The organism is Ralstonia sp. Ralssp135 (genome assembly GCF_047304345.1).
In the GTDB taxonomy this organism is placed as follows: Bacteria; Pseudomonadota; Gammaproteobacteria; order Burkholderiales; family Burkholderiaceae; genus Ralstonia; species Ralstonia chuxiongensis.
Map to the genome: position 1 here is coordinate 245,350 of NZ_JBGLYZ010000002.1, position 8,817 is coordinate 254,166.

At 55.9% G+C, this 8,817-nt stretch carries 19 protein-coding genes; 8 read left to right on the forward strand and 11 right to left on the reverse strand.

The window, feature by feature from the left end:
- Window positions 1-19: 19 nt before the first annotated feature.
- From ACCD03_RS03330 to ACCD03_RS03380, 11 genes are all read right to left on the reverse strand, one after another.
- Window positions 20-217 (reverse strand): hypothetical protein, encoded by a 198-nt coding sequence (locus ACCD03_RS03330; RefSeq protein ID WP_413410833.1) that lies wholly within the window; start codon window positions 215-217, stop codon window positions 20-22.
- The gene (locus ACCD03_RS03335) at window positions 211-372 is read right to left on the reverse strand and encodes a hypothetical protein (RefSeq protein WP_171924851.1); all 162 of its coding nucleotides are present in this window, start codon (window positions 370-372) and stop codon (window positions 211-213) included. The genes ACCD03_RS03330 and ACCD03_RS03335 overlap by 7 nt, the downstream gene beginning before the upstream one ends.
- Before the next feature lie 224 nt (window positions 373-596).
- The gene (locus tag ACCD03_RS03340; protein ID WP_413410834.1) at window positions 597-791 is read right to left on the reverse strand and encodes a hypothetical protein; all 195 of its coding nucleotides are present in this window, start codon (window positions 789-791) and stop codon (window positions 597-599) included.
- Window positions 788-967, reverse strand: a complete 180-nt coding sequence (locus ACCD03_RS03345; protein ID WP_413410835.1) for a hypothetical protein — start codon at window positions 965-967, stop codon at window positions 788-790. The genes ACCD03_RS03340 and ACCD03_RS03345 overlap by 4 nt, the downstream gene beginning before the upstream one ends.
- Before the next feature lie 12 nt (window positions 968-979).
- Window positions 980-1,273 (reverse strand): hypothetical protein, encoded by a 294-nt coding sequence (locus ACCD03_RS03350; RefSeq protein WP_413410836.1) that lies wholly within the window; start codon window positions 1,271-1,273, stop codon window positions 980-982.
- 33 nt (window positions 1,274-1,306) lie between these two features.
- Window positions 1,307-1,525 carry a hypothetical protein gene (locus tag ACCD03_RS03355; RefSeq protein ID WP_413410837.1) on the reverse strand — a complete coding sequence of 73 codons (219 nt, stop codon included), beginning with the start codon at window positions 1,523-1,525 and terminating at the stop codon, window positions 1,307-1,309.
- Between the two features lie 31 nt (window positions 1,526-1,556).
- Window positions 1,557-1,727 (reverse strand): hypothetical protein, encoded by a 171-nt coding sequence (locus ACCD03_RS03360; protein ID WP_413410838.1) that lies wholly within the window; start codon window positions 1,725-1,727, stop codon window positions 1,557-1,559.
- A gap of 26 nt (window positions 1,728-1,753) precedes the next feature.
- Window positions 1,754-2,047, reverse strand: a complete 294-nt coding sequence (locus ACCD03_RS03365) for a hypothetical protein (RefSeq protein WP_413410839.1) — start codon at window positions 2,045-2,047, stop codon at window positions 1,754-1,756.
- A gap of 20 nt (window positions 2,048-2,067) precedes the next feature.
- Window positions 2,068-2,226 (reverse strand): hypothetical protein, encoded by a 159-nt coding sequence (locus ACCD03_RS03370; protein WP_413410840.1) that lies wholly within the window; start codon window positions 2,224-2,226, stop codon window positions 2,068-2,070.
- On the reverse strand, window positions 2,226-2,561 hold the full coding sequence (locus ACCD03_RS03375; RefSeq protein WP_413410841.1) for a hypothetical protein: 336 nt from the start codon (window positions 2,559-2,561) through the stop codon (window positions 2,226-2,228). Before ACCD03_RS03375 ends, ACCD03_RS03370 begins: the two co-directional genes overlap by 1 nt.
- 7 nt (window positions 2,562-2,568) lie before the next feature.
- A complete protein-coding gene (locus ACCD03_RS03380) occupies window positions 2,569-3,456 on the reverse strand; it encodes a hypothetical protein (RefSeq protein WP_413410842.1) in 888 nt (295 codons plus the stop codon).
- Between the two features lie 1,343 nt (window positions 3,457-4,799).
- On the opposite strand from ACCD03_RS03380, the gene ACCD03_RS03385 reads away from it, so the two are divergent.
- The 8 genes from ACCD03_RS03385 to ACCD03_RS03420 all read left to right on the forward strand — a co-directional run bounded on the left by ACCD03_RS03385 (window position 4,800) and on the right by ACCD03_RS03420 (window position 8,657).
- Window positions 4,800-5,009, forward strand: coding sequence for a hypothetical protein (locus ACCD03_RS03385; RefSeq protein ID WP_413410843.1), 210 nt, complete (start codon window positions 4,800-4,802; stop codon window positions 5,007-5,009).
- 126 nt (window positions 5,010-5,135) lie between these two features.
- Entirely contained in the window at window positions 5,136-5,504 is a 369-nt protein-coding gene (locus ACCD03_RS03390; protein ID WP_413410844.1) for a hypothetical protein, read from the forward strand.
- Complete coding sequence (locus tag ACCD03_RS03395; RefSeq protein WP_413410845.1) at window positions 5,501-5,722, forward strand: hypothetical protein; 222 nt, start codon at window positions 5,501-5,503, stop codon at window positions 5,720-5,722. The genes ACCD03_RS03390 and ACCD03_RS03395 overlap by 4 nt, the downstream gene beginning before the upstream one ends.
- 42 nt (window positions 5,723-5,764) lie before the next feature.
- Window positions 5,765-6,544 (forward strand): hypothetical protein, encoded by a 780-nt coding sequence (locus ACCD03_RS03400; RefSeq protein WP_413410847.1) that lies wholly within the window; start codon window positions 5,765-5,767, stop codon window positions 6,542-6,544.
- Entirely contained in the window at window positions 6,541-7,266 is a 726-nt protein-coding gene (locus tag ACCD03_RS03405) for a hypothetical protein (protein WP_413410848.1), read from the forward strand. Before ACCD03_RS03400 ends, ACCD03_RS03405 begins: the two co-directional genes overlap by 4 nt.
- A complete protein-coding gene (locus tag ACCD03_RS03410) occupies window positions 7,263-7,859 on the forward strand; it encodes an endonuclease domain-containing protein (protein ID WP_413410849.1) in 597 nt (198 codons plus the stop codon). Before ACCD03_RS03405 ends, ACCD03_RS03410 begins: the two co-directional genes overlap by 4 nt.
- A 31-nt stretch (window positions 7,860-7,890) precedes the next feature.
- Window positions 7,891-8,379 (forward strand): HAD domain-containing protein, encoded by a 489-nt coding sequence (locus ACCD03_RS03415; RefSeq protein WP_413410850.1) that lies wholly within the window; start codon window positions 7,891-7,893, stop codon window positions 8,377-8,379.
- The gene (locus ACCD03_RS03420; RefSeq protein WP_413410851.1) at window positions 8,376-8,657 is read left to right on the forward strand and encodes a hypothetical protein; all 282 of its coding nucleotides are present in this window, start codon (window positions 8,376-8,378) and stop codon (window positions 8,655-8,657) included. Before ACCD03_RS03415 ends, ACCD03_RS03420 begins: the two co-directional genes overlap by 4 nt.
- The last annotated feature ends 160 nt before the right edge of the window (window positions 8,658-8,817 follow it).

The window sequence follows — 8,817 nt, forward strand, 5'->3', positions numbered from 1 at the left end:
TGCGTCGTCGGGGTCCATGTCAGGCCAGACGCTTGCCCGCATGCGTGTAGTGACCCTTCTGCGGGGCGTTCTCACGGGAAAAAATCCAACGTGAGCCAAGTGCGGCGATTGCCTTTTGCCGCAGTCCTTCGATCCGTGCCGCGATGCGATCCTCTTGCGGCAGATCAGTTACGACATGGCGCAGGTCTTCGTTTCGTGCGGGCGATTTGGTCAGCATGTTTTTTCTCCCGAGAGAATGGCCGCAATTACACGTACCTTTAGCCGGAAGTCATCTTTTCCCTGTTCCGGCATCTCTTGCCACGGGTAATCAAGCGACTCCGCGAGGTTCTTTGCGGCCGCCTCAATCACTTCTTCCGCTACGTTGATCTGCATGTCTTCTCCTGTTGGAAGAGGGCGGCCGGTGGTATCTCCGGCTTGGCCCAGTTCGAGATTCGTCCGCTCGACCATGTGCCCGGGTTCGCTATCACACGCGCATCACCACTGCGCATTCACCCTCTGTGATGGAGACTCCCGGGGCTAGTCCTTGGCGGCCACCAAGCTATGCCTTATCCGCGCTCAATCTCCATCACGGAGCGCCCATTACGCCGGGCGTAGCGTTAATGCTTGAACGGCCAGCCTTTTGCGTTCGGCCATTTAGTTACCGCTGGCAACCCATCCGCGCGATGCTTTATCTTCCCCATCATGTCCAGCAGCGCGTAATCGGTGTCTCGGACTAGCTGTTTCATGTCCACTGGGTTGTCCAGCAGGATCACTACAGCGCCCTGTACCCATCGAACTTCACCTGGCGTCATTGCTGCGCTCCTTGGGCTTTGGCGAGAACTGCGCGGGCGTTGACCGCCGCCCAATCACCCTCCCACCCGGCCAATTTCATGCAGACGAGAAGGATGTTGATGGCCTCCACCAACTCCCCCACCAAGTTGTCGTTGTCTGCCACGCGCTGCGCGGCTTCGGTGTCGGATAGATGCACGGTTGCCTCCCGTTAAGCAGGATCGAACGTCAGCGCCTGCAGCTTGGCGATCTGCTCATTGATCTTGGTGATGCGGCTACTAAGTTCTGCGCGTACTGCGTCGCGCTGCTTTTCCAGCGATGCGATCTGAGCAGAGCGCGGATCGAAGTCATCAGGGATTTCTGCGATGATCTTGTGATCGCAGACTTGGATGTAGCTTGAGTCCGTTTGGCTCGCATCGAACCCGAAGAAAGTAAAGTTCGGCTCCAGATCGCCATACACGTTGTTGCGGGCGAAAATAAAGCCGCTGATCTCGATGGTTTTCATGTCTATCCCCTGCTGGTTGTTCAGTGGCGGCGGTTAGGTGGCTTTGCCCTGATTCACATTGATCTGCGGCACGCTGACGATCACCCACTCCCGGCGAGGCTCAGCAACGTTCGCCAAGCGCCACTGCTCGACTGCGGCCTCCAAGGTGGACACCGTTTCTCCGAATGACCCGGAGCGCATGCCACCTTCGCAGTCCTCGTAGTAAGCGATGTCAAAGTTGAGAACGACTGTCGTTGTGCTTGTCAGCTTCATTTTTCTCATTCCCTCTGTTCAGTGGCGGCGGTTAGGCGCGTTGCTTTACGTTGAGCACCTTCCACAGGCCCGGTGCTGCCAATAACCGACAGGCCGCCATACCCGCTTCCGTCTTGCTCAAAGCAAGAACTCGATACACAGCGATAGCTTCGGGACGGTGCTGCGGGTCTACTGCAATGAGTTCAACGTCGTATTCGTTCATCGTCATCCCCTCATCAGTAGCGCCGCTCAGGCGCGTACAGCAAGCCAAGAGGCAAGGCGAGTCATGGCCGCGTAATCCTTGCGTTCCCATGAGTTCTCGGCCTCGCTCCTGCGCGGCAAACAACCAGGAAGCGCATCAAGCAGACCGTGCAGTTGGTCGAGTTCTTCGACGGCCTCGTCCTTCTGCTTGGAATACGCTTCCTTCATGCCCTTTTCATGGGCGGTCTGCTTGACGGATGTAGCCAATTCCCTTTCGAGTTCCTCAATACGGGCCTTGGCTTGCTTCAGTTGTGTCGTCACTGCGGGCTTTTTCGTGGTCATCTCGTTCTCCTCAGGTTTGTTTAATAGCGCCGCTTCTGCGCGCGCTCGTCTTCTTGCTCGTCTTGAAACTGCTCCACAAAGTCATCGCCTACTGAGGCGAGAACGAAGGCAAGCGACACAGCCACAACAATCACCACTGCCGTGTAGATGCCGATCTCGATCAGGATTTCGGGTGTCATCACTCCTCCACGATCCGACCTTCGCGGTCGTTGTAGAAAGCCAAGTCGTCCTTGATTTCCTTGCTCATCAACCGGCCAATCGTCTTGTAGAGAGCAGCTGGGCCGTGGGCATATGCGCGGACGAGCGTGGCGTTGAAGTCGTCTTCTTGGTCTTTTAGCGCATTTAGAAGATCGACCGAGCACTCAGCTTTGACGGCAGCCAATTTGCCCAGTCGGTCTCGGTACTCCACTGAGCGTTTATGCAGAATCGCGTTGAGCAGATCCGTTTCGGTCAGCTCGCCCGGGCCCTTGGGAAGCTCATACAAGCGCGGCTTTAGGAGGGTCAGCGTGGACATGATTTCCTCAGGCCTCTACGAAATCGCCAGACGCATTCAAGCGGTAAAACGTGTCTTCCTTGATGCCGTCTTGTCCGACAATGGCCGCTTTCGCGTGGACGATCTTCCAATCATCATCGCGGTAGACGAGGAACAACGCGCAGCCGTTTTTGCCTTTGACTTTGCCATTACGGCCCGATGCGGTTGCAGCGCCGGAGTCGCCCGATGCGGTTGCAGCGCCGGAGTAGCCCGATGCGGTTGCAGCGCCGGAGTCGCCCGATGCGGTTGCAGCGCCGTAGTAGCCCGATGCGGTTGCAGCGCCGTAGTAGCCCGATGCGGTTGCAGCGCCGTAGTTGCCCGATGCGGTTGCAGCGCCGGAGTCGCCCGATGCGGTTGCAGCGCCGTAGTTGCCCGATGCGGTTGCAGCGCCGTAGTAGCCCGATGCGGTTGCAGCGCCGAAGTAGCCCGATGCGGTTGCAGCGCCGGAGTCGCCCGATGCGGTTGCACTCTTGTTCTTGCCTTCAGCCTTAACAACCGTATTGGGCTGATCGCTCACAGCGCCATCAGCGGGTGTGCAACGATCCAGCGTGTACTTCACTGCGGCTTTGATGAGCCCGGCGATGTCAATTTCCGCCTTCACTGCGATGCGCGAACTGGCGATCTTGGAATCCTCGCCATGGCGAGAGATAGTTCCGCTCTGCTCAACGACAGCGAAGCGCGAAGTAGCAGGCTTGTAGTAGCGCAGAACATGCAACGGGTATTCGCACGCATGGAAGCCACCAGAACAGGCTTCTACGTTGCCTTGATGCTCGTACGTCTTGCCAAGCTCGTACTGGAAACCACGGCAAGTCCAGTCTTGGTTGAAGCCTTTGTAGCTCACCACTACCTGCTCAGCCTGCTCTTTCTTCTTCGCCATCGCCTTCTCCATCTGTTCGTGTGGTGCGTCGATGGAGGTACTGTAGCAAAATGATTCAGTACATGCAAGCAAAATGATTGACTGCAGAGCAAAAAAAAATCCCGCCGAAGCGGGATCTTGTTTGGGCGCGTGGCGCTAGTAAGTGCTGCAGTTAGTGAAAACCCCCTGTTGTACGCACTGCACAGTAGTAGTCGCTGGCCCCGGGTATGGTCGAGGCCCGGATTGCTGAAGCATTCCCATGCCAGCGCTAAACATAGCCATCCTGTTGACCTGTTGCGTCGCTAGAATGCTTGCGTAGTTGTTGCAGCTATCCCCGCGTTCAGCAACCATCCCTAGCGCTACTCTTTGTGTTTCCGGGTTGCCAAAGGCAGCCCCAGCGTATGCCCTCTCGCATAGTTCCAGGGATGTCATCTCTTGCGCTTGTTCTCTGGTAAGTGCGCAGCCAGACATTAAAACGGCGGCGGCGATCAACAGTGTTCGTTTGTACACAGCACATCCCCCCTTAATGTGTCTAATAGTTCTCCTGCAACTGCGTAGCAACCCAAGAGCGCCATAAATGCCTGCGCTGTCTTCAGGTCAGGCACGTCGTACATGATCCTTCCATCTGCTAGTAGCTTGATTTCTAAGGTGGCCGTTTGCTCCCGTGCAGCCTTCCTATATGCGTCAAGCTTTATGACCTTTGCGCGTCTTGCTCCTCGTGGCACTTTCTACCCCCTTCTTCCTACTGGACGGCACCACCTCCTCAGGCTTCTTGATTCGTGTAGAGGTCGGTCGCCCATCACTTCGCTCTCCCTCTTTTGTTATTGAACCTTCATGAGGGGCCGTGGCAACAATATTGCCACCGTAGGAAGTGCTTAACGAGTTTACTTTTGCTAAAGACTGATCTTTTCCTAACGCAAGATGCGCATAATTCTCTTGGACCATCGCCAAGCAATGGGACAGATCCGAATCGCTTAGTGCCTCAGCAATTCTGCGTAACTCCCCCAACTGCATAACGCGCAGCGATTGGATTACTGCCTCTTCGTGGGGTAGATCCATCCAACCTGTTTGCTTACCCCTTACCGCCTCGAATCGGCGGGCTAGATTAGGCCCAATGTTGCGTGTGGGGTTTTCACCTATCAGCTGCCCCATCTGTGAATCAGACATCCCCATCTCGCGGGCAAGCTGCGCGTTCGATCCGGCCTCACGGGCCAGGCGTCGCGCGTTCTCTCTTCGAATATCGCTAGTCGTCTTCATAGCCCCGGAAGGTAGCGATGAGGCGCTTTTTGATATACGAGCAAGGTGATTGACTTTACGTAGCATTTTGCTATAGTGTCCATGAAGCATTGATTCAGGACACTCGAATGGACCTCAAAGCCTATTTCCAGGCTACCAAGCCGCAAGAGCGGGACGCCCTAGCCAAAGACTGCGACACGTCCGCCGACTATCTGTATCTCTGCGCGCGCGGGGATCGTCGTCCAGGGCCGCAGCTCGCGAAACGTCTGGCTGCCGCAGAGCCGCGACTGACTCTTGCAGAACTTCGCCCCGACCTCTGGTCCGATCAACCCGCATAACGATCTCCCCCTTTTGGCGTGCTCGTCGCACGCCTCTTTTTTAGTCGCCAGCCAACTGGGTAACCAAGTGGGTATTCAACTGGGTAGCGATTGAATTTTCCTAATAACAAGAAGCGAGTAGCGCCCATGAACCAGTTGGAGATTCGCATGTTTGCGCCGTTTGTTGAGGCGCACCGGCTCACCGAAGCAGAGGTAGAGGCCATGTCATTTGAGCAGACGGTGGAGAAGGCGCTGGAATCCGGCCTGAAACGGTTCGACCGGCGCACCTTGGCCAAGCTCGCAGGCATTCACTACCCGCACTTTGGCGATCTGATTTCCGGGCGCCGTCCTTTCCCGGCGACCAAATTGGCGCGCTTCTGCATGTTGTGCGGTTGCGCATATCCGCAGCAGTGGTTGGAGATCCGGGCCAAGCGCGACGAAGAGGAATATCGGCGCGTCAGTGGTCAAGCGATTCTTGACTACTTGCAGCAAGGCATCGCAGCGAGGGCCGCATGAGCAAGCCCAAAACCCAATACGAACGCATCTGCACAGCCCTACGCATCAAGGCGATGACCACGTTTGAGCTTGCTGTCGCAGTCGGCTCTACATGCGTGTGGAAGAGGCTTAAGGAAGCGGTGGATTACGGCTACCTGCGAGCCAACGAAAAGCTCGTAGAGGGCACGAAGCGCGTCAATGGCAAGACGCTCAAGACTTGGAAGATTGTGCGGGTGTGAGGTAACGCTGTGGCGCGGGCAAGAAACATCAAACCGGGGACGATGGAGAACGAGCAGCTGGCGGAACTTGATCCGCTGACGCGCCTGTTCTTCGTCTACCTATGGATGCTGGCAGACCGTGAGGGACGCCTAGAGGATCGCCCGAAGCGCATCAAGGCGCAGGCTCTTCCTTACGACAACGCTGATGCCGACGTAATGCTGGATGAACTTGCTTCGTCTGGGTTCATCACGCGCTATCAGATTGATGGCGAGCGCTACATCCAGATCATCAACTTCACCAAGCATCAGCGTCCGCACACGAATGAAGCAGATTCAGTAATACCGCCAATTCCTGAAGAACTTGCTACCAAAGTTGAAAGCGCTGCTACCCAGAGCGACAAGCACGAAGAACCAAGCCAGCAAGCACTTCGCCCTGATTGTCTGATTGATGATTCTCTGATTCCGGATACCGGATTGTCTGAGAGTGAGTCGGCTGCGCCGCCCACGCCCAAGAAGCCCGCGAAGTCCAAGAAGGTTCCTTTGCCAGAAGGTTTTGCCGTCAGCGAGCGCGTACGCCGTTGGGCAGCAGAAAAGGGATACGACCGCCTAGACGCCCACTTTGAGGCCTTTGTTAGCAAGGCCAAGGCTAAGGCTTACGGGTACGCGGATTGGGATGAGGCATTGATGGGTGCGATCCGCGATGACTGGGCAAAGCTCAGGGTTCAGCCTGCTAGAGCATCGCCGCTGTCTCGGCAGTCCGAAAGCGACAGACGCATCAACGAATTTTTGAACGGCCCATTGCCGGATGACGGCAACACCATCGACATGGAGACGATCCGATGAAGGACTCAGAAAAAGCCGAGTTCTCGCAGGTTGTGCGAGCCATGTTCGACAACTACGGGCGTCAGGCGCCATTGCCAGAAACGCTGCGCCTGTGGTGGGGGCTGCTGGCTCAGTTTGACATCGTGGCCGTGCGCAATGCATGCCAAAAGCACATCCAGGCAGAGCCGAAGTTCCCCCCGACCATCGCGCAGCTTCTGGCGATCCTGCGGCCCGCTGAGTTGTCTGGTCGCCCCGGCCCGGAGGAAGCGTGGTCTATCGCGGTGCGCGCATGCGATGAGGCAGAAACGGTTGTGATGAACGATGAGATTGCTCTTGCCTGGGGTGCCGCAAAGCCGATTTTTGACCTTGGCGATGAGGTCGGTGCGCGGATGGCTTTCAAAGAGGTCTATGAGCGCCAAGTATCTACCGCAACCGGTCCCGCCAAGTGGTGGCCGTCGCTTGGAACCGATCAGCACAAGCGTGATGTGGCGTTGTCTGAGGCGCGCCGTCAAGGATTGCTGCCAGCTCCGCAAGTTGCAGCGCTCCTGCCGAACCACACGGACGACAAGGGCTGTCCTGAAGGTTTGAAGCGACTCAAGGAGGCGATGGCTGAGTTGAAGCTTGGTAGTGAGGCGGCAGCGGCCAAGGCGGAGCAAGAGCGAGTCGCTGAACGGCAAATCGTCACGGATAAAAAACGCTGGATTGCGGAGCAAGTTTCTAACTTCCAGGAGAAGTCAGCATGAGTCTTGTGCGTCTTAGCGCCAGCCATTTTGCTGATGCCATGCAAACAGCATTTGAGTTCCCGATTGGATACGTGGACGGAAGCGAATCTCTTTCTCTGCGTTTTGCCAAGCTCAGAACCACGTATCGCACGTACCAACGCGCCGTTGATGCCGGGAAGTGGTCTTGGATGCGTGGTGATCCTTACATGATTGCTGATTGGATGAAGATTTTTACGCCCATTGAAGATGACGCATGGTGCGAGATTCGTTCATACGGTCTGCCGATGTGGCCTCAATTTCCTATTGACAAATTCTTCGTTGATTTTGGGAATCCAGTAAAGAAGGTCGCGCTGGAATGTGATGGTCGTGATTTTCACAATGCAAAGAAAGACGCTGACCGAGATGCAGTGCTTCTTTCGCGTGGCTGGCGCGTTTTGCGTGTGACAGGTTCTCAATGCTACGGCACGCGCACTATGTTGCCGCCTTGGGTTAAGGCTGATCGGGGCGAAGAAGTTGATCCGTATTACGAGATGCAATACGAGCGCGGAACGATCCATGAGGCAATCACAGAACTTCGCCGTATCTTCGGCCAGATCAGAACCGAATACGCCTAACAAAAAGCGCGCTTAGGGCGCCGGAGGAAGCATGAAGGTTTTGTTCTTGGACATTGATGGTGTACTGAACAGCCGTCGCACTGTTGTGGCTACAGGTAACTATCCGCACTGCTTTGATGACGACAACAAAAAGAATTTCGACTGGATTGCGGTCGGTCTGATTAGGGTGCTTTGCGAGAAAGAGAAGGCTTCTATCGTTCTCTCTTCGTCGTGGCGTCACGGAACACACGCGGTGCATGAATGCGCCAATGGGCTGGACCTTCCCATTTTCGACAAGACCTCGGCATTGCCCGGAGTGCGCGGCGAGGAAATCCAAGACTGGTTGAATCGCCATCCGGAAGTGACGCACTACGCCATCGTTGATGACAACAGCGACATGCTGGAATCGCAGCGTGACCACTTTGTGCAAACAGATGAGGCCGAGGGTCTTTCGTTTGCCGACTTCAAAGCTCTTCAACGCATCCTCCAAGGCCAACTTGGGGGTGTCCAACGCAAATCCATTTTGTGGGAGGACGCTTGAGACGTGCGGCTCGTACAGATGAAAACCAAGCCGAGATTGTGGCGGCGCTTCGCAAGATCGGCGCAACCGTCACCTCAACTGCAGCAATCGGCAAAGGCTTCCCTGATCTCTGCGTTGGTTGGCGCTCAATGACTTTCCTGCTTGAGATCAAGGACAGCAGCAAGCCGCCGAGCAAGCGAAAGTTAACAGCAGACGAAGCGGATTGGCATGCAGCTTGGCAAGGGCATGCCGCAGTTGTTGAGACCGTAGAGCAAGCCATTGAGGCCATCGGCGGATAAGGCTGATGGGAATGTGTGGTTAGGGATGTGAGTTAGGAGGAAGAGATGCGTGATTTTGTGAGTGTGTTGGTATTTGTCGCGGCGATTGTGTTCCGGACTCTTACACCGAAAGACAAATCCTCGTGGAATGAGTGCCGCCAAGACCATTCGGCGCTGCATT

Bases quoted from the DNA above. Each gene is read 5' to 3' on its own strand.
- ACCD03_RS03370 (WP_413410840.1), bottom strand. From the start codon at position 2,226: ATGACACCCGAAATCCTGATCGAGATCGGCATCTACACGGCAGTGGTG.
- ACCD03_RS03400 (WP_413410847.1), top strand. From the start codon at position 5,765: ATGGAGAACGAGCAGCTGGCGGAACTTGATCCGCTGACGCGCCTGTTC.
- ACCD03_RS03395 (WP_413410845.1), top strand. From the start codon at position 5,501: ATGAGCAAGCCCAAAACCCAATACGAACGCATCTGCACAGCCCTACGC.
- ACCD03_RS03415 (WP_413410850.1), top strand. From the start codon at position 7,891: ATGAAGGTTTTGTTCTTGGACATTGATGGTGTACTGAACAGCCGTCGC.
- ACCD03_RS03405 (WP_413410848.1), top strand. From the start codon at position 6,541: ATGAAGGACTCAGAAAAAGCCGAGTTCTCGCAGGTTGTGCGAGCCATG.
- ACCD03_RS03375 (WP_413410841.1), bottom strand. From the start codon at position 2,561: ATGTCCACGCTGACCCTCCTAAAGCCGCGCTTGTATGAGCTTCCCAAG.
- ACCD03_RS03330 (WP_413410833.1), bottom strand. From the start codon at position 217: ATGCTGACCAAATCGCCCGCACGAAACGAAGACCTGCGCCATGTCGTA.
- ACCD03_RS03340 (WP_413410834.1), bottom strand. From the start codon at position 791: ATGACGCCAGGTGAAGTTCGATGGGTACAGGGCGCTGTAGTGATCCTG.
- ACCD03_RS03390 (WP_413410844.1), top strand. From the start codon at position 5,136: ATGAACCAGTTGGAGATTCGCATGTTTGCGCCGTTTGTTGAGGCGCAC.
- ACCD03_RS03380 (WP_413410842.1), bottom strand. From the start codon at position 3,456: ATGGCGAAGAAGAAAGAGCAGGCTGAGCAGGTAGTGGTGAGCTACAAA.
- ACCD03_RS03360 (WP_413410838.1), bottom strand. From the start codon at position 1,727: ATGAACGAATACGACGTTGAACTCATTGCAGTAGACCCGCAGCACCGT.
- ACCD03_RS03355 (WP_413410837.1), bottom strand. From the start codon at position 1,525: ATGAAGCTGACAAGCACAACGACAGTCGTTCTCAACTTTGACATCGCT.
- ACCD03_RS03350 (WP_413410836.1), bottom strand. From the start codon at position 1,273: ATGAAAACCATCGAGATCAGCGGCTTTATTTTCGCCCGCAACAACGTG.
- ACCD03_RS03335 (WP_171924851.1), bottom strand. From the start codon at position 372: ATGCAGATCAACGTAGCGGAAGAAGTGATTGAGGCGGCCGCAAAGAAC.
- ACCD03_RS03410 (WP_413410849.1), top strand. From the start codon at position 7,263: ATGAGTCTTGTGCGTCTTAGCGCCAGCCATTTTGCTGATGCCATGCAA.
- ACCD03_RS03385 (WP_413410843.1), top strand. From the start codon at position 4,800: ATGGACCTCAAAGCCTATTTCCAGGCTACCAAGCCGCAAGAGCGGGAC.
- ACCD03_RS03365 (WP_413410839.1), bottom strand. From the start codon at position 2,047: ATGACCACGAAAAAGCCCGCAGTGACGACACAACTGAAGCAAGCCAAG.